The sequence below is a fragment of the Nocardia elegans NBRC 108235 genome, assembly GCF_001612845.1.
Taxonomy (GTDB): Bacteria; Actinomycetota; Actinomycetes; order Mycobacteriales; family Mycobacteriaceae; genus Nocardia; species Nocardia nova.
In genome coordinates this window covers 1-18,772 of record NZ_BDBF01000064.1, presented here as the reverse complement: position 1 = coordinate 18,772, position 18,772 = coordinate 1, and the positions used below count along the sequence as shown (strand labels likewise).

At 68.3% G+C, this 18,772-nt stretch carries 17 protein-coding genes; 2 read left to right on the top strand and 15 right to left on the bottom strand.

The window, feature by feature from the left end:
- Positions 1-19: 19 nt before the first annotated feature.
- Positions 20-517: a WKL family lipoprotein gene (locus NE2_RS31600; RefSeq protein WP_104363133.1), complete on the bottom strand. Its 498-nt coding sequence runs from the start codon at positions 515-517 to the stop codon at positions 20-22.
- A gap of 112 nt (positions 518-629) precedes the next feature.
- Positions 630-1,958 (bottom strand): DNA polymerase IV, encoded by a 1,329-nt coding sequence (locus NE2_RS31595; protein WP_228818057.1) that lies wholly within the window; start codon positions 1,956-1,958, stop codon positions 630-632.
- Between the two features lie 236 nt (positions 1,959-2,194).
- Between NE2_RS31595 and NE2_RS31590 the strand changes: the two genes are divergently transcribed.
- A complete protein-coding gene (locus tag NE2_RS31590) occupies positions 2,195-3,073 on the top strand; it encodes a UTP--glucose-1-phosphate uridylyltransferase (protein WP_063032052.1) in 879 nt (292 codons plus the stop codon).
- Positions 3,074-3,129: 56 nt separating this feature from the next.
- On the opposite strand, the gene NE2_RS31585 is transcribed toward NE2_RS31590, so the two are convergent.
- Positions 3,130-3,576: a MarR family winged helix-turn-helix transcriptional regulator gene (locus tag NE2_RS31585; protein WP_063032050.1), complete on the bottom strand. Its 447-nt coding sequence runs from the start codon at positions 3,574-3,576 to the stop codon at positions 3,130-3,132.
- Between the two features lie 55 nt (positions 3,577-3,631).
- Here NE2_RS31585 and NE2_RS31580 point away from each other — a divergent pair, with 55 nt between their 5' ends.
- A complete protein-coding gene (locus tag NE2_RS31580; RefSeq protein WP_063032062.1) occupies positions 3,632-4,789 on the top strand; it encodes an ABC transporter permease in 1,158 nt (385 codons plus the stop codon).
- Positions 4,790-4,903: 114 nt separating this feature from the next.
- Here NE2_RS31580 and NE2_RS31575 read toward each other — a convergent pair whose 3' ends face one another.
- The 12 genes from NE2_RS31575 to NE2_RS31515 form a co-directional block, all read right to left on the bottom strand.
- Positions 4,904-5,479: a C40 family peptidase gene (locus NE2_RS31575; RefSeq protein WP_063032060.1), complete on the bottom strand. Its 576-nt coding sequence runs from the start codon at positions 5,477-5,479 to the stop codon at positions 4,904-4,906.
- A 519-nt stretch (positions 5,480-5,998) separates the two neighbouring features.
- Positions 5,999-9,226, bottom strand: coding sequence for an isoleucine--tRNA ligase (gene ileS / locus NE2_RS31570; protein ID WP_063032048.1), 3,228 nt, complete (start codon positions 9,224-9,226; stop codon positions 5,999-6,001).
- A gap of 315 nt (positions 9,227-9,541) precedes the next feature.
- Positions 9,542-9,742: a hypothetical protein gene (locus NE2_RS31565; RefSeq protein ID WP_030514704.1), complete on the bottom strand. Its 201-nt coding sequence runs from the start codon at positions 9,740-9,742 to the stop codon at positions 9,542-9,544.
- 134 nt (positions 9,743-9,876) lie between these two features.
- On the bottom strand, positions 9,877-10,710 hold the full coding sequence (wag31, locus tag NE2_RS31560; protein ID WP_063032045.1) for a DivIVA-like cell division protein Wag31: 834 nt from the start codon (positions 10,708-10,710) through the stop codon (positions 9,877-9,879).
- A gap of 75 nt (positions 10,711-10,785) precedes the next feature.
- Complete coding sequence (locus NE2_RS31555) at positions 10,786-11,088, bottom strand: YggT family protein (RefSeq protein WP_030514706.1); 303 nt, start codon at positions 11,086-11,088, stop codon at positions 10,786-10,788.
- Between the two features lie 123 nt (positions 11,089-11,211).
- Positions 11,212-12,015 carry a cell division protein SepF gene (locus tag NE2_RS31550; RefSeq protein WP_063032043.1) on the bottom strand — a complete coding sequence of 268 codons (804 nt, stop codon included), beginning with the start codon at positions 12,013-12,015 and terminating at the stop codon, positions 11,212-11,214.
- Between the two features lie 187 nt (positions 12,016-12,202).
- Entirely contained in the window at positions 12,203-12,925 is a 723-nt protein-coding gene (locus tag NE2_RS31545) for a YggS family pyridoxal phosphate-dependent enzyme (RefSeq protein WP_063032058.1), read from the bottom strand.
- Positions 12,926-12,969: 44 nt separating this feature from the next.
- Entirely contained in the window at positions 12,970-13,695 is a 726-nt protein-coding gene (gene pgeF, locus NE2_RS31540; RefSeq protein ID WP_063032042.1) for a peptidoglycan editing factor PgeF, read from the bottom strand.
- Positions 13,696-14,082: 387 nt separating this feature from the next.
- Entirely contained in the window at positions 14,083-15,303 is a 1,221-nt protein-coding gene (ftsZ, locus tag NE2_RS31535) for a cell division protein FtsZ (RefSeq protein WP_063032040.1), read from the bottom strand.
- Between the two features lie 424 nt (positions 15,304-15,727).
- Positions 15,728-16,501 carry a cell division protein FtsQ/DivIB gene (locus NE2_RS31525; RefSeq protein ID WP_084494464.1) on the bottom strand — a complete coding sequence of 258 codons (774 nt, stop codon included), beginning with the start codon at positions 16,499-16,501 and terminating at the stop codon, positions 15,728-15,730.
- A gap of 46 nt (positions 16,502-16,547) precedes the next feature.
- Complete coding sequence (gene murC, locus NE2_RS31520; RefSeq protein ID WP_063032054.1) at positions 16,548-17,993, bottom strand: UDP-N-acetylmuramate--L-alanine ligase; 1,446 nt, start codon at positions 17,991-17,993, stop codon at positions 16,548-16,550.
- 98 nt (positions 17,994-18,091) lie between these two features.
- Positions 18,092-18,772: UDP-N-acetylglucosamine--N-acetylmuramyl-(pentapeptide) pyrophosphoryl-undecaprenol N-acetylglucosamine transferase (locus NE2_RS31515; RefSeq protein WP_267888202.1), on the bottom strand; the 681-nt coding region annotated here is incomplete at its 5' end.

Below are 18,772 nucleotides of genomic sequence, written 5' to 3'. Positions count from 1 at the left end.
CGGGCCGGTACGACGAGAACTACTCGCACGCGGGCGACTGCTGGCCCAGGTTCTTCAGTCCGGCGCAGGCCCAGCTCTTCTGCAGCTTCCAGCTGTTGTCCTGGGCGACGAACGGCACGTCGGCCTTGGTCGGCGCACCGCCGTTGACGGAGAAGTCCACCTTCGCGGTCAGCGTGTCGCCGCCGAGATACGCCACATCGGTGACGTTGATCTTGGCGTTGTTCTGCTGGTAGGCGTCGGTCAGCTTCTGCATCATCTCGGGGTCCTTGGCCAGGGCGTCCTGACCATCCTCGAGCCACTGCGCCTTCTGCGCGGCCGGCACGCCCGGGTCCAGCGCCTGCGCCAACTCCGAGTTCAGATCGGCGACCGTGGGCACCGGCGGCACGTTGGCAGCCGAGGTGGCGGCGGCCTTGGTCGTGGTGGACTTGTGGCTCGAGTGCTTGTCACCGCTGCCGCAGGCCGACATGCCGAGCGCAGCCACGACAGCCAGGGTGGCGACCGCGATGCGTCCAGTCATCTGAAGCTTCAATGCTCGTCCTTTGCGTTCGAGTTGGTCTGGTTCCGTTCACGTGACAGCTCCCACCCGACCGGCGGCAGTGCACGAGTGGCCTCACGCTACCCGCCAAATTTCAACGAAGACTAAGGAGCGGATCGGCCGGGGTGAGATCGTCATCGTCGGCAGCGAACGTATACGCCGGTCCCGGCCCTGTCGAGCGGGTCTCGAATCGGACGGTGACCCGGCCGTGCCCGCTGCCCTGTACCCAGCCGTGGCCATACCGGGGATGGCCGACATCGCGTCCGGGATACCAGAACTCGGTGGTGTAGGAACGCGTCGGCGGCGGCACCACCGGCTCGGCCGCCGGCGCCGACGCGGCGATCGGCTCCTCGAAGATCGCGGCGCCCACCGCACCGGTGTCGCGGTCCAGCTCGGGAAACAGTGATTCCTGCCGCACCGCGGACAAACCGCCGAATCCCACGCCCACCAACCGGATCGAGCCCAGTTCGACGGGATCGATGGCCGAGCGCTGAGCCGCGGCGGTGAGCGTGGCCGGATCGGTGGTGGCATAGGGCAACGTGAGCGAACGCGTCACGATGCTCATATCGCCCTTCTTCAATTTCAAAACCACCGTGCGGGCCGCGCGGCCGTCGCGCAGCAGCCGCCGGTGTGCGGCCTGGGCCATCGCCTCGATCGCCGGGCGCAGCTGCGCCAGCGTGACGATGTCGGTCTCGTAGGTGGTTTCGGCGCTGATCTGTTTGGCCTCGGCCCGCTCGGCGACCGGTCGTTCGTCGATCCCGCGGGCGAGCCGGTGTAGCGCCGCGCCGACACTGCCGCCCAGCAGCGAGACCGCCTCCGGCTCGGGCAGCGCCGCGAACGCACCGACGGTTTCGATGCCCACCGAACGCAGCCGATGTTCGGCCACCGGCCCGATACCCCACAGTTTGCGCACCGGCAGCCCGGCCAGCAGCGCCTGCTGTTCGGCCGGTGAAATCACCCGCACCCCATCGGGTTTCGCGAGTCCCGAGGCAATCTTGGCGAGTTGTTTGCCGGTGCCGGCGCCTACCGAGGCCACCAGCCCGGTTCGCTCCCGCACCGATTGCCGTAGCTGCTCGCAGAATTCGCGCACCCGACGGACATCGGCGCCGGCGAGTTCGGCGGGTTCACCGAACGCCTCGTCGAACGACAGCGTCTCGAGCACCGGAATCCACGACCGCAGGGTTTCGAAGACCTGCCCGCTGACTTCGCCGTAGACCACCCCGCGCGGCGGGATCACCACGGCGGTGACGCCGACCAGCCGGCGCGCCTGATGCATGGGCATCGCCGACCGGGCGCCGAAGACCCGCGCCTCGTAGCTGGCGCCCGCGACCACGCCGCGGCCGCCCATCCCGCCCACGAGTACGGGCCGGCCGCGCAGCGTCGGGCGGGTCAGCTGTTCGACCGAGGCGAAGAAGGCGTCCATGTCGATGTGCAGCACCCAGCGGCGCGCCGCGACCGTGTCGGCTCCGAAATTGCTGTCGGATTCCTGTGCGTGCAGATGCACGGCCGACCCACCCCCGGCACCCGTACCGACCCCGGCGGATGCGCGCTGACCAGGCACGAGACCGCTGGTAGCCGCATCGGGGGCAGAGTGCATACCCGGAAATCTACGCGTGGGGACCGACATATCCGGCAGCGGAAGTGTGTGATGATCGGTTCATGACCATCCGCAAGGCAGTGATCCCAGCCGCCGGCATCGGCTCCCGCCTGCTGCCGCTGACCAAGGCCATCCCCAAGGAGATGCTGCCGGTCGGCGACAAACCGGTGATCGAGCACACTGTGCGGGAGCTGGTAGCCTCCGGCATCACCGATATCACGATCGTGGTGAGCGGCGGGAAGTCCCTGATCCAGGACCATTTCCGTCCCAATCCGGCATTGGTGGCGCAGCTGCGCGCCGACGGCAAGTCCGCCTATGCCGACGCCGTGGAAGAGGTCGGCGAACTCGGCCGGCTCGGCCACATCACCTATCTGGACCAGCACGGTCCCTACGGCAACGGCACCCCGGTGCTCAACGCCGCCCGCACGCTGGGCGACGAGCCGATGCTGGTGCTGTGGCCCGACGACGTCTTCGTCGCCGAGGTGCCGCGGGCGCAGCAGCTCATCGACGCCTACAACAAGACCGGTTCGCCGGTGCTGGCGCTGATGCCGATGGATCCGGCCGACTCCCAACGCTACGGCGTGCCGGTGGTCGAGGATTCCTTCGAGCCCGGCCTGATGCGCATCAGCGGGCTGCGGGAGAAGCCGAAGCCGGAGGATGCGCCCTCGGCCTACGCCGCGATCGGCGGATACGTCGTGACCCCCGGCATCGTCGACGAACTGCGCAAGCAGGTCGACAAGTGGTACACCCACCGCACCGGCGAGGTGTACCTGACCGACGCGATCAACGTGTTCGCCGCCTCGAACCCGGTCTACGGACAGGTGATTCGCGGCCGCTGGTACGACACGGGCAATCCGGCGGACTATCTGGTCGCCCAGTTCGCCTCCGCGCTCAGCCATCCCCAGTACGGGCCGCTGCTGCGCGATCTGTGCAACGAGTGACCAGCACGGTGTAACGACCCGCCCCTCCGGGGACGGGCGTGGGGGAAGTACGGCGTTCAGCCGCCGTCGGCGGCGTTGTAGCGCTCCAAGTAGGCGGCGAGCTGGGCGACGTCGTGATCGTCCCAGTCGCGGAAGCGCTCGTTCACCGCGGCACTGCGCGCGCGTTCGGAGTCGGCCGCGACGCGCCGGCCCTCCGGCGTGGCGCGTAGGACGTGATTGCGGCGGTTGGCCGGGTCGACCTCCTTGACGAGGTAGCCCTGCTTCTCCAGCGCGGCCACCTGCCTGCTCATCGTGGACTTGTCGAGCACGAAGTAGTCGGCCAGTTCGGCGGCGAGGCAGCCGTCACGCGCGATCACCAGATCGAGAATGCTGTAGGCCACCAGCGGCAGCTCCGGATGCAGTTCCGCGGCGCGACCACGGGCGCGACGGGCGAACGCGGTGAGCTCACGCTGAATTGTCTGAATCGCCACAGTGCGCGACGGGTATGGCTGCGACCCCTTCATGGTTGTATAGTACAACAAACAATAGTTGTATTTACCAACCTTTGGAGTGGCGAACATGTCCCTGCACCAGCTACGGCACATGGCCGGACATCTGCTGACCCCGTTGCTCATGTGCCTGGGCATGGGCCTGGCCTATCTGGGCGCCTTCCATCAGCCCGAGCCCAACCACGTGCAGGTCGCGATCGTCGGCGACAGCCCCGAGGTCAAGGTGATGGCCCAGACGCTGAAGGACCGGGCCGGTGACGCGCTCGAGGTCGTCACGCTCGCCAACCGCGCCGACGCCGTAGACCGGCTGCAGCATCGGGATCTGGCCGGCGCCTTCGTCCCGGATGGGCAATCCCCCGAACTGCTTGTCGCCAAGGCGAATTCGGACACCACCGCCATGGCCGTCGAGACCGTGTTCGGCGCCGTGACCGCCCAGCAGAATCTGCCGCTGCGCACGACCGACATCGCGCCCACCGCCTCGGGCGACCCGACCGGACAGGGCCTGTTCTTCGTGCTCGTCGCGCTCAGTATCGGCGCCTACGGCAGCGTCGCCGCGATCAGCGTCGCCGGAGCGGGCACGCGCATGGCCGTGCGGGCGCTCACCGCGGTGGCCACCTCGTTCGTCGTGAGTGTGATCGGCATCGTGCTCGCCGGACCGGTCTTCCACGTCGTCGACCACGACTACGCCTCGATCTGGGCGATGGGCTGGTTGTACGCCGCGGGCATCCTCTTCATCGGCATCGGCCTGCACCCGTTCCTGAAGCGCTGGACCACGCTGGCGGTGATGGTGCTGTTCGTGATGCTGAACTTCACCACCTCCGGCGGCATCTACCGCCCCGAACTGCAGAACGGCTTCTTCGGCGCCCTGCATTCGTTCTGGAACGGCGCGGGCTTCGTCGAGGGCGCCCGCAGCCTGCTCTACTTCGACGGCAACGGCGGCCTCGGCGGCCGGATCGCGAGCCTGGCGCTGTGGTTCGCGGCCGGTGTGGTGCTGGTGCTGGTCGGCGGCGTCTACGAACGCCGCCGCACGGCCTCGCAGTCCACGGCACATGTTCCGGCGCACGCGACCACGCCCGGCGCCGCGCACTCCACCGTCCCGGCCACCAGCGGATTCCCGGTCGAAGCACACCACCCCGGCGCATCGGCGGCCGAGAACGCCGCAGCCGGCGGAGATGTCGACGAGGACTCCGACGCCGAGGAGGAGATCGAACAAGCGGTGGGCGTCTGAGCTCCCGTCCCTCCGAGCGGATCGGCAGATCGCGATTCGGGACGCACGCACACCGCCGAGTAGTCGGCGAGTGTCCGGACTGCGGCGCGAGATCCCGCAGCCCGGACACTCGGCTCAGAAGAAGCGCCGGATCGCGTAGATGTCGAATTCGCTCAGCGGCGTCAGTCCGATCGGCACGCCGGGCCCGTAGGCGTTGAGCAGCATGCCGCCGCCGGCATAGATTCCCTCGTGCGAGCCGTCGGTGTTCACGATGACCACGTCGCCGGGCATCATCGCGCCGAACGGCACGGCGCTGCCAGCGGTGGCCTGCTCCCAGGTGGTGCGCGGCAGCATGATGCCGACCTGCCGGAACGCCCACTGCACCAGCCCGGAGCAGTCGTAGGCGTTGGGCCCGGTCCCGCCCCATTCGTAGGGCTTGCCCGCCTGCGAACCGGCGATGCTGAGGGCGATCGACGCCCGCGGGCTGGGCAGCGGTAGCGCCGCCGAACCGCTGGCGCTACCGGAGGCCGATCCGCTTCCCGACCCGGAACTGCTCCCGGAATCGCCGGAGAGGGAGGAACTGCCGGTGTCGGCGGGTGCGGCGGTGGCCGGACCCGCCCAGATCGATACGGAGACGGCCGCGGCGATCGCGGCCAGGAGATAGCGGGTGGATCTGCGGCGCGAGGATCCGCGCACGGATGACAGTGCCATGTGCTCGCCCTTCATTACATGCATCCACCACGGCACGCCGACCGGCGATTACACAGCACACAGCATGGACTTGGGATGGCCGCTTCCCCACGGGCATCTCAGCCGGTCAACTACCTGGTAGTGCAGTTTTCAGCGGGGGTCGATCCGGGAAAAACACCTAAGCTCAACTAAAGAGTGATGGTTGCTGTGACATAGCTGTTTTAGCGCAAGTCACATGCACACCACAAGTGCCAATCCGCAACCGTGATCCGCTCCGGCCTCACAGGACACACCCCAGGTCATACCGGGAATCGGCAAACCGCCCGCCCCGGTCGCCGCCCTCCATGGCCATGTGTAACCCCCGTCCAGCTGGGTATACGTGGCCCGACACCGACCTGACAGCGGACGCGACCTGCCCACGCGACCCATCGATCTCGCACCCGCCCTCTCCCATAGGCGGGCAGAAATGCGCAGCGCGGTAACGAACGAGCCCGGTCCGTCAGAAGCGGACCGGGCTCGTTTCGCGATTCGCGCGCGTACTCAGGCCTTGGCAATCGCCGCGCGTACACCACCGACCACGTCGGCGGCCCCGGCGCCCGCCGCGCCGAAATCGAGTGCGGTGGCGAGGATCTCCCCGGCGATGAGGTCACGGTGGGTCCGCGCCCACTCCGCACGCTCCTGCGGCACCTCCAGCACCACGGTGATGCGGTCGGAGACGTCGAGGCCCAGCGACTTGCGGGTCTCCTGCAGGTCGCGGATCAGGTCGCGCGCCCAGCCCTCGGCCTCGAGTTCCTCGGTGACCTCCGAATTCAGCACCACCAGCCCGGCATTGCCCGGCAGGGCGGCGGTGGATTCGGGTTCGGCCGCCACCAGGCGCTGGGTGTACTCCTCGGGCAGCAGCGCGATGCCGTCGTCGTGGCCGGGCACCAGCGCCTTGACCACGCCGTCGTCCTCGCGCCACTGGCCGGATTTCACCGCCTTGATCACGTGCTGGACGTCCTTGCCCAGCCGCGGACCGGCGGCGCGGGCGTTGACGACCAGTTCGAACCGGCCGTGGGCGGCCACATCGGTGGTCAGGTCCACCTTCTTGACGTTGACCTCGTCGGCCACGAGATCGGCGAACGGACGCAGCCGCTCGGCATCCGGCGCGGCGATGGTGACCTCGGACAGCGGCAACCGCACCCGCAGGTTCTGCGCCTTGCGCAGGCTCAGCACCGTCGAGCACACCGACCGCACCTCGTCCATCGCCGACACCAACTCCGGGTCGCGCGGCAATTCGGTCTCGCCCGGCCAGTCGGTGAGGTGTACCGACCGCTCCCCCGTCAGCCCGCGCCAGATCACCTCGGTGATCAGCGGCAGCAGCGGGGCGGCCAGCCGGCAGGTGACCTCCAGCACGGTGTGCAGGGTGTCGATGGCGTCGCGGTCCTCCTCCCAGAACCGCGAACGCGACCGGCGCACATACCAATTGGTGAGCGCGTCGGCGAACGAACGCAGTTCGTCGCAGGCGGTGGCGATGTCGTAGACCTCGAGCGCCTCGGTCATCACATCGCGGGCCGCGGCCAGTTTGGCCAGGATGTAGCGATCCAGCACATGCGCCGAATCCGTCCGCCACACACCGGGTTTCGAGGCGTAGAGCTGCAGGAAGGTCCACGCGTTCCACAGCGGGCGCAGCGCATGGCTCACGCCTTCGCGGATGCCGCGCTCGGTGACGATCAGGTTGCCGCCACGCAGCACCGGCGACGCCATGAGGAACCACCGCATGGCATCGGAGCCGTCGCGGTCGAACACCTCGTTGACGTCGGGGTAGTTGCCCTTCGACTTGGACATCTTCAATCCGTCGTCGCCGAGCACGATGCCGTGCGCCACAACGGATTTGAACGCCGGCCGGTCGAACAGCGCGGTCGAGAGCACGTGCAGGTTGTAGAACCACCCTCGTGTCTGCCCGTTGTACTCGACGATGAAGTCACCAGGGCTGTGCGCTCGAGCAACGGACGTCCCCGCAGTGTCCGATGTGACGGCTCCGCCGTCGAACCATTCCTTGTTCTCGAACGGATAGTGCACCTGCGCGTACGGCATCGACCCCGACTCGAACCAGCAGTCGAGCACCTCGGGCGTGCGCCGCATCATCGACTTTCCCGTGGGGTCGTCGGGGTTCGGGCGCACCAGCTCGTCGATGCCCGGCCGGTGCAGATCCGCCGGGCGCACGCCGAAGTCGCGTTCCAGCTCGTCCAGTGAGCCGTACACGTCGACCCGCGGGTAGGCCGGATCGTCGGAGACCCACACCGGGATCGGCGCACCCCAGTACCGGTTGCGGCTGATGTTCCAGTCGCGCGCGTTCTCGAGCCACTTGCCGAACTGGCCGTCGCGGATGTGCTCGGGCACCCAGGTGATCTGCTGGTTCAGCTCCACCATGCGGTCGCGGAACTTCGTGACCGCCACGAACCATGAGGGCACAGCCATGTAGATCAGCGGCTGACCCGATCGCCAGCTGTGCGGGTAGGAGTGTTCGATCGTCTCGTGCCGCAACAGCTTTCCGGCGGCCTTGAGGTCCTTGATGATGACCGGATTCGCGTCGAACACCATCAGGCCCTCGTACGGCGGCACCATCGAGGTGAACTTGCCGCCGGCATCCAGCGGCTGCACGACCTCGATCCCGTTGGCGGAGGCGACGTCCATGTCCTCCTCACCGAACGCGGGCGCCAGATGCACCACGCCGGTTCCGGAGTCGGTGGTCACGTAGTCGGCGTTCAGCACGCGGTGCGCGTGGGGGTGGCCGAGGAAGAAGTCGAACGGCGGCCGATAGCGCAGGCCCGCCAGCGCCGCGCCCGAATGCTCCGAGAGCACCTCGAGTCCGTCGTCGGCGGTGCCGAGTTCCCGGGCGTAGTGCGAGACCCGCTCGGTGGCCAGCACGTAGCGCTTACCGTCCTTGCCGCGCACGTGGGCATAGGTGATGTCCGGGTGGACCGCGATCGCCAGGTTCGACGGCAGCGTCCACGGCGTGGTGGTCCAGATCAGCGCGTTGGCGCCGTCGAGCTCGTGCAGCGGATGGTCGGCCGCGACCTCGAGCAGCATGTCGACGGTGACCGCCGGATCCTGGCGCATCCGGTAGGCGTCGTCGAGGCGCGCCTCCTGGTTCGACAGCGGCGTCTGCTCGTACCAGCTGTAGGGCAGCACCCGGAAGCCTTGGTAGACAAGACCTTTGTCGTACAGCGACTTGAACGCCCACATCACCGACTCCATGAAGTCGAGATCGAGGGTCTTGTAGTCGTTGTCGAAGTCGACCCATCGCGCTTGGCGTGTCACATAGTCACGCCACTCATTGGTGTAACGAAGCACAGAGGATTTGCACGCGGCATTGAATTCCGCGAGGCCCATCGCATCGATCTGTGATTTGTCCGTGATACCGAGTTGCTTCTCCGCTTCGATTTCCGCGGGCAATCCGTGTGTGTCCCAACCGAAGCGCCGCTCCACGCGCTTCCCGCGCATCGTCTGGAACCGCGGAACCAAATCCTTCACATATCCGGTGAGCAGATGTCCGTAATGTGGCAAACCGTTGGCGAACGGCGGCCCGTCGTAGAAGACGAACTCGTCGCACCCCTCGGCACGGTTGTCGATGCTGGCACGGAAGGTGTCGTCGGCGGCCCAGTAGTCCAGCACCCGGCGCTCGAGCTCCGGGAACGACACGCTCGCGCCCTGCCGCGAGCCGGCATCCGCGGCGGTGAAGTCGACGCGGGGATAGGCGTTGCGGGTGGATGTCTCGTCCGCCATGGCGGCTGTGGTCTCCCTCGTGCCAGTGCGCTCGTTCGGCGCAGTCGGTGGGCACGGGGACGACGCCGGCGCCTGTGCGCCGCTGCCGCGGTACCACCCCGCTTGTCCGGCCGGATGTTCCGGCGGGCGGACCTCTCGTTGCGAGCTGTGACGGGCTCACCCGTTCGGTTCTACTGGGCGCCGGTGGCGCCGTTCTTCCGAAGGCTCCCCGGTGATGGCCGGATCACTGCCGATCTACAGGTTTGATTGTAGCCAGTGCGGGCAACGTTATTTCCGTGCCCTGCTCCCCACCCCGTTCACCGCACCTGTGCCCGCTCAGCGCTTGGCATGACGGCCGGGACGCGATTGCGGACCGTCCTCGGGCTCACGCATGGCCAGCGCGCTGACCAGCAGCAGGATCGCACCGATCACGCAGACGACGATGCAACCCCACGCCCAGATCACCGATCCGGTCGTCAACGCCGTCACCAACAGGGCGAAGCCGATCGCGGCCAGGACGAGCGTCAGAACGAGCATGGTCACCCCCTAGGCGGGCAGGGCGGGCCGCAGCGCCCCCGAGGGGCCGGGCGGCTCGGCAGAACTACGACCACACAGCGGCATGCGACGCCGGACCCCGTCGTATCGGCGGGGTGGCGGGCACCCGGGACGAGCTATTTGCCACCCTTGGCGTACGACGCCGGACCGTGGCTGTTCGATACCGCCTCGAAGGCCTCGCCACCGTCGACCGGAACGGCCGAACCGCGGTTCTCCAGCTCCTCGAGCTGCGATTCCAGGTAGGACTTCAGGCGCACCCGGTACTCGCGCTCGAAGGTCTTCAGCTGCTCGATGCGGCTCTCCAGCACGCTGCGCTGCTGGGTGATGGTGGCCATGATCTCGGTGTGCTTGCGCTCGGCGTCGGCCTGCAGGGCGTCGGCCTTCTCCTTGGCCTGGCGCAGCTGGCTGTCGGACCGGGTCTGCGCGTCCGACAGCAGCGAATCGGCCTTCTGCCGCGCCTCGCCGACCATCGCGTCCGAGCGGGTCTGCGCTTCGCTGACCATTCGCTCGGAATTCGCCCGGGCGTTGGAGAGCAGCTGTTCGGCCTCGGCCTTGGCGTCGGTGGTGAGCCGGTCGGCCATTTCCTGTGCCAGGCTCAGCACCTTCGCGGCCTGCAGGTTCGCATCCGCGGCGGAGTTGTCCTTGGGGGCCACCGGCGCGACGGCCTGCACCGGCACCGGCGGTGCAACGGGCGCGGGCTTCGGCGGTTCCGGTTGCGGCGGCGCGGGTTTCACCGCCTGCGGCGCGGGCCGCGACTTCTTGGCATCCGCCAATTCGGCATCCAGCTCAGCAACCCGCTGGCGCAGGTCCGCATTCTCCTCGATGAGGCGCGAGAGCTCCTGTTCGACCAAGTCGAGGAAGGCGTCGACTTCATCCTCGTTGTAGCCGCGCTTCCCGATCGGCGGTTTGCTGAACGCGACGTTGTGCACATCGGCTGGAGTCAGCGGCATGGAAGGATCCCTTCGCGCTTCGTACGGAGATCTAGCGTAGATCTTCTAGCAAGCTCTTCTTCTCGGCCCATTCTGTCACACCGGAGCTATCGGCTGCCCGAGCCTGCTGACGATGGACATCAGAATGAACACGATGAAAAGCAGGACCATAATCGACAGATCCAGTCGAATTCCCCCCAAGTTCACGGGAGGTATCAGGCGCCTCAACAGTTTCACCGGCGGATCGGTGATCGTGAAGATCACCTCCAGAACGACGGCGACGAACCCCCGCGGATGCCAGTCGCGCGCAAAGCTGCGGATGAACTCGACGATCACTCGGCTGATCAGCAACAGCCAGAAGAGGAACAGGAGTACATACAGCACCTGAAACAAGGCCACCTGTCCACTTTGCCTCAGAATCGGTGTCCTGCAAACTCCCCGCGCCGTGCATCCGGCGTCCTTTCCCCCCACGCGGCTCACCCGACCGGGGCCGCCGCCGCGCCGCGGCACCCGGTTCGGGGTTTATTTCTGGTTGTAGAAGCCGTTTTCGGCGATGCGCCGGCGCTCCTCGGCCGATACATCGACATCCGACGGTGAGAGCAGGAACACCTTGGTGGCCACCTTGTCGAACGAACCACGCAGCGCGAACGCCAATCCGGCGGCGAAATCCACCAGGCGGCGCGCGTCGGCATTGCTCATTTCGACCAGGTCCATGATCACGGGCGTACCGTCACGGAAACGCTCGCCGATGATCGCGGCCTCGGCATAGGTGCGCGGACGCAGTGTCGTGATCTTGGACAACGGACCTCCGTCCTCGAAGACGGGGGCGCGGCGCGGAGCCGGCTCGAACCGGGCGCGCTCCTCCATCCGCCGCTCTTCCATCCGCCGTTCGGCCTCGGGATCGACCGCCAGCGCACCGTGCGTGGTGCCACGCACCATCGGAGTGCCACCGCCGAGTCCGCGTGAGCGGCCCGAAGGTGCGGATTCGATCCGGGTCGGGCGGCGCGGGGGCTCGTAGCGGTCGTCGGAGTAGGACTCGTCGGCGAACTCCGAGCGGCGCGGCACCGTGTAGCCGGGCTGATAGGGCGCCTTGTAGGCCGGCTCCGGGTAGCCCGGATCGTCGGCGAAGCGGTCGTCGCCGAAACGCGAGCGCCCGGCGTCGTACGGATCGTCGTCGAAACGCGAGCGGCGCGCACCGCGGTCGTCCGCACCCAGCGGACCACGGTCGTCGATACCCCGAGGGCCACGGTCGTCGACGTAGTCGTCTTCGTATTCCTCGAGCGGGACCATGCCGAAGTAGGCCTTGAACCTGTGCAGCGTACTCATGCTCCCACCTCACTAACGCTGGGCTCCAGCACGAGCATGCTCGTGGCTGCGCTGATGTCTCGCTCGCTACGCTCGCTCATCCTGGTCGACCTTCCTACGGCCCCGACTGACCTGGGGTGTTGAAGTCCTGCTCAGACCTCGTCAGCCCCAAGCATATGTTTCGAATGTGACTGATGAGGTTTCTTTGCTACTGCGAGGTTATCGGTCGCGCGCCCATCAGAGCAGTACCGACACGCACGCAGGTAGACCCGTGTCGAATGGCGGCCTCGAGGTCGCCCGACATGCCCGCCGACAACTCGGTCGCGCCCGGATGCGCGGCGAGCAGCGTGCGATGCAGACCGGCCAGTTCGGCGAAGGCCGGGTCCGGGTCCGCGCCCAGCGGCGGAATCGCCATCAGACCCGCGAGCTGCAGATTCTCGGATTTCGCGACCTGATCGGCGAGCGCCGGGAGATCATCCGGGACGACGCCGCCGCGCGCCGGATCGCGATCCAGGCTCACCTGCAGTAGCACACGCAGCGGATCCGCGCGCGCTCCGTCCGCACGCGCGGCCGCCGTGGCGGTGTCAAGGGCCCTCACCAGACGCTCCGAATCCACCGAGTGCACCGTATCGGCCCAGCGCACAACCGATTTCGCCTTGTTGCGCTGCAATCGGCCGATCATATGCCAGCGCATCTGCGCCAGATGGCCTAATGAGGCCACCTTGGCGGAGGCCTCCTGCTCCCGCGATTCGCCGAATTCCCGCCGGCCGAGCCGATACAGGATCTCCACGTCGGAGGCCGGGAAGTATTTGGTCACCGGCAGCAACCGGACGGTGGCCCGATCGCGCCCGGCGGCGCGGCACGCGGCATCGATGCGGTCTTCCAGGCGGCCGAGAGCGGCGACGAGCTCGGCTTCGCGAGACTGCGGCATACCCGGCCCGGATTCTGTTGTGCCGACCTCGGATTCGGCGTGATTCACCGCTCCCCCTCCATCCAGATCACCCCGGCGATGCGACCGGTGGGCGCGCCGCGGCGGTGGCTGAACAAGGTTTCGTCGGTGATGGTGGAGCGCGGATCGACCGCGATCGCGCCGACCCCGGCCGCTTCCAGCTGACGGCGGATGCCGGCTCGCAGGTCCAGCCCGGGAGTACCGCGCCGGGTCGTGGTGGCGCTGCCGGGCAGATGGGCCTCCACATCGTCGCGCATGGCAGCAGGCACCTCGTAGTCCTCGCCGCCGGCGGCCGGTCCCAGGAAGGCGCCGATACGGTGCGGCTGGGCGCCGACCGACATCATCGCCTCGAGGACCTTCGGCACGATGCCGATGCGGGCGCCGACGCGTCCGGCGTGCACGGCCGCGATCACACCGGCCTCGTCGTCGGACAGCAGCAAGGGGACACAATCGGCGGTGAGGACCACCAGCGCGAGATTCGGCACGGTGGTGACGAGCGCGTCGGTCACCGGAACCGGTTCGGCGCGCGGGCCGTCGACGATCTCGACGTTGCGACTGTGCACCTGTTCCATCCAGACCAGGCGGCCGGGCGGCAGGCCGATGCCCTCCGCGAGACGAATCCTGTTGCGGCGCACGGCTTCCGGATCGTCGCCGACGTGGTCGCCCAGGTTGAACGAGTCGTAGGGCGCCACCGAGAACCCACCGGCCCGCGTGGTCGTCACCCGTCGCGTCCGAACCGAAGCCTGTGTCATATCTCCGAGATTAATAGGCCGCGCCGGTTCGGAGTCGAGCCCGCCGCCCAGTGATCCGGAACGGATGTGGCGAGGCGGCGGAGCGGGGCACAGCGCGAGCATGACCGCCGAAGTACCCACGGCGTGCGAGTTCATGCACACGACCGTGCCGCCACACGAGATCGTCGCGTTCACCGCCGCCGGGTGCGACGCCTCCCCTCGCGGTGTCCGGTCTCACATATCGTTGTCCCGGACATCGACGGCGACACCCGAAGACCCACACCAGACCCCGCCCGGTGCCGGACCACCGGAATTTCCGTGGCACACGGGGTTTCGATCGGCCTCCACGGGCCGCAAACGCCGCTGCCCCCTCCGAAACCTCGGAGGGGGCAGCGAGATCGGCGTCTGCTACCGGCGCATGAAATCGGGGACGTCGACGTCGTCGGTGTCCTCGTCCGGCATCTGGATATGCGAGCGGCTGTTGTGCGCGATGGTCGGCTCGGTGGCCGGGCGCGGTTCGTAGGACGGGGCCGGGCCACGGGCAGGCGTCGGGTCGGCCGTGCGCTCGGGCTCCGGCTGGCGGGTGCTGCCGAACTCGCGGCGGGTCGTGGACTGGCCGATGTCACCGGCTCGGCCCGCGCCGATATTCGTTCTGCCCGCCGGTTCGATGCGCCGGGCCGGGGTGCCCCCGTCGAAGCCGGCGGCGATCACCGTGACCCGGACCTCGTCGCCGAGCGAATCGTCGATCACCGTTCCGAAGATGATGTTGGCCTCGATGTGCGCGGCCTCCTGCACCAGCGAGGCGGCCTCGTTGATCTCGAACAGACCGAGGTCCGATCCACCCGCGATCGACAGCAGCACTCCGTGCGCACCGTCCATCGACGCCTCCAGCAGCGGCGAATTGATCGCCGCCTCCGCGGCTTTCACGGATCGTCCCTCGCCGCGGGCGGAGCCGATGCCCATCAACGCCGAACCGGCGCCGGACATGACGCTCTTGACATCGGCGAAGTCGACGTTGATCAGACCCGGGGTGGTGATCAGATCGGTGATGCCCTGGACACCGTTGAGCAGCACCTCGTCGGCGGAGCGGAAGGCGTCCATCAGGCTCACCGCCGCGTCGCCGAGCTGCAGCAGCCGGTCGTTCGGGATGACGATGAGGGTGTCGCAGGATTCGCGCAGCGCCTGGATACCGGCTTCGGCCTGGTTGCTGCGCCGCTTGCCCTCGAAGGAGAACGGCCGCGTCACCACACCGATGGTCAGGGCGCCCAGCTTGCGGGCGATCGAGGCCACCACGGGCGCGCCACCGGTACCGGTGCCGCCGCCCTCACCGGCCGTCACGAAGACCATGTCGGCGCCCTTGAGCACCTCTTCGATCTCGTCCTTGTGGTCCTCGGCGGCCTTGCGGCCCACCTCGGGATCCGCGCCGGCGCCGAGACCGCGGGTGAGTTCGCGGCCGACGTCGAGTTTGACGTCCGCATCACTCATCAGCAGTGCCTGCGCGTCGGTGTTGACGGCGATGAACTCGACTCCCTTGAGTCCCTGTTCGATCATCCGGTTGACGGCGTTCACGCCGCCGCCGCCGATACCGACGACCTTGATCACTGCAAGGTAGTTGTGCGGGGGCGTCATGGGCTCTCGCCTTCCTTCGATCCAAAGCCTGTCGTTTTCGGATTCTCGGCAGAGCGCCGATTCGAGGTCCCCGGTCCGCCCGGGTTTTCACTCGGACAAACCCTAAACCTGAACCATAGGGTTGGCGTTATGTCAAGTATCCGACTGGTGCGGAACGCTATTCGCACCCGTCGCGATCCGTGCGCAGGCGCGCCGACACGAGGGTCAGAATCTTGTGTGATCCGTCTCGTCCGAGCCCGTCGGGCATGGTACCGCGAACGGCCGCCGCAGACACCGAGATCGAGTCTCGATATCCGCACGACCGCGGATTCACCGGCCCCGCACGCGACTGCGGCACCAGGACGGGCCCAGGTGCCACGGCCATCACGCACGGCCATCGACTCCCGGCCGCCGGTCGAAAACCGCAACGGCACAACGAGTGTCACTATCTTACCGTTACCAGATCGGGACTCGAAACGTCGAATACCGTTCCCGGGCGCGTCAGCACCGGAAGCACCACCGCGGCTTTGCGTTCGGAGTCGTCCGCACCGCCCCAGACCACCGTACGGTCGTCGCGCAGCTTCAGTTCGATATCCGAAACCGACCGCGCCACAACCTCTCCCACCTGCGCACGAAGCGCCGGCGGGGCGGCGTCGAGAACCGCGACCGCGGCCCGGGTCACCGGATCGGCGCTGCCGGGGTGGTCGGTGACCAGCTTCGCGACGCCCGGCGGCGGCGGTTCGATCGCGAATTCGACACTGTCGGCGTCGAGCAGATGCGGTCCCTGCGGACTGTCGAAGAACACCACCGCGGTGCGCTCGTCGACGGTGACCCGCACCGTGGACGGAAATACCCGCTGGACCCGCGCCGCCCGCACCTTCGGCAGCGACGCGACCCGGCGCGCGATCGCGTCGGTGTCGATGCGCAGCATGGAGCGGCCGCCGGGGATCTGCAGCACCGCGCGCACATCCTGCTCGGGCACCGCGGACGCCCCCTCGACCTGCACGGTGCGCACCGAGAGCGCGGGAGTGAAGTAGGCGACCACGAGCAGCACGATCACCACGACCACGATCGGCGCGCCCCACAGCAGGATTCGCCGCCACCGGCCGTCGAAGGGCAGCCGCGCGCGGGTCCCGGCGCGGCGGAGACGGTTGTCGCCGTCCGCGAACTCGTCCTCGGCGTCCGGATCGGACTCGTCGATCGTCGCGCGGCGTGTCATGTCCACCTCCCTCTCCGGCCGGCACCGCCGGGCGGGGGCGCCGTGTTCACCGTCCCGTCGACGGGCGTACCCGCAGTCCGTCCAGAATCTGCCCGCCGAGCATCGTCACGTCGCCGGCTCCCATGGTGATCACCACATCCCCCGCACGCGCCAGGCTCGCGGCTTGCCGGCCCACCCGCGACATATCCGGTTGGTAGTGCACGGGTTTGGTGACCGCCTGGGCCACCAGTGCGCCGTTGACCCCGGGCAGCGGCTTCTCGCGGGCGCCGTAGACGTCGAGGACCACGACCTCGTCGGCCAGCGACAGCGCGGCGCCGAACTCCTCGGCGAAGGTGGCTGTGCGGCTGTACAAATGCGGCTGGAACACCACGATCACCCGCCCCGGCCGGGAGCGGGCGCCGTCGGCCGCCTCCTGGCGGACCAGTTCGGCCGCCGCGCCGAGCACGGCCCGAACCTCGGTCGGGTGGTGGGCGTAGTCGTCGAAGACCCGCACCCCGTTCTCGCGGCCGACGAACTGGAAGCGCCGATGAACGCCACCGAATCCCTGCAGGCCCTGCAGGATTTCGTCCACGTCGGCCCCGGCGTCGCGAGCGGCGAGCAGCGCGGCGAGGGCGTTGAGGGCCATATGGCGGCCGGGCACCGACAGTCGCAGCGTGCGCGGCGCGGGTTCGTCGCCCAGGTGCACCGTGGCCACACCACCCACGTCGCGCGGCTCCCAGGCCACCAGCCGGGCCTGCATCGGCACCGGCACGTCGACCGTTTCCGCCGAGCCGTAGCCGGCCACCCGAATATCGAGTTCTCCGGCCGCCACTCGCTCGGCGACCCGGCGGGCCAGTGCCAGCGAGCCGGGGTCGTCCAGGCAGACCACGAGCAGTCCACCGGGGACCAGTCGCGCCACGAAGTCGTCGAACACCTGGACGTAGGCCTCGTCGGAGCCGAAGAAATCCAGATGATCGGATTCGATGTTGGTGACCACGGCGACGTCCGGATCGTATTGCAGCAGTGAGCCGTCCGACTCGTCGGCTTCGGCCACGAAATAACCGCCGGTGCCGTGATGGGCGTTGGTACCCGCCTCGTTCAGCTCACCGCCGACGGCGAACGACGGATCGAAGCCGCAGTGCTGCAACGCCACGACCAGCATGGAGGTGGTGGAGGTCTTGCCGTGGGTACCCGACACCAGCAGGGTGTGGTGGCCGCGCATCAGTTCCGCGAGGACCGTGGGACGCATGAGCACCGGCACGCCGCGCCGATTCGCCTCGACCAGTTCGGGATTCGTCTTCGGGATGGCGGCATAGGTGGTGACCACCGCGCTCGGGCCGCCCTCCAGCAGATCCAGCGCACTCGCGTCGTGGCCGATGCGGACCTGGGCACCGCGCGCCCGCAACGCCAGCACGCCGCGGCTCTCCTTGGCGTCCGAGCCCGACACCTCGCCGCCGCGGGCGAGCAGAATCCGCGCGATCCCCGACATGCCGGCACCGCCGATGCCGACCATGTGGACCCGCCGCAACAGTTCCGGCAGTTCGGCGGGAGCCTGCCCGGTGTGGTTCACCGGGTCCGCGGCTCCCACTGCGGCCGTCTCGTTTCCTCCGGTCACCGTCCGGTCACCTCCAGCACGATTCGCGCCACCGTATCCGCGGCGTCGCGATGTCCGGCACCGGCGGCGGCGACCGACATGTTCGTCAGCGCGGCCGAGTCGGTGAGCAGCGCGATCACCTCGTCCATCACATACTTCGGCGTCATCTCCGCATCGGCGACGATTCTGCCACCGCCCTGCGCGACGATCGGGCGGGCGTTGAACTCCTGTTCGCCGTTGCCGTGCGGCAGCGGCACGTAGAACGCCGGCAGGCCGACCGCCGACACCTCGGCCACGGTCATCGCGCCCGAGCGGCACACCGCGGCATCGGCGGCGGCATAGGCCAGATCCATCCGCGACAGATACGGGACCGCAACGTATTTCGCGCCGTCACGACCGGATTCGGTATCGATGCCCTCCAGCTCGAGCGTGTTCTTGGGACCGTGCGCGTGCAGCACCGAGATACCGGCCGCCAGCAGTTGCGCGGCCGCGCCGGACACCGCCTCGTTCAACCGGCGCGCGCCCTGGGAGCCACCGAAGACCAGCAGCACCGGCCCCTGCTGGGGCAGGCCGAAGTGGTCGCGGGCCTGGTTGCGCAATCCGGCCCGGTCGAGAGTGGCGATCGAGTCGCGCACCGGAATTCCGACCACCTCGGCGTCGGCGCGCCCGCGTGCGTGCACACCCGAATTCGGCACGGC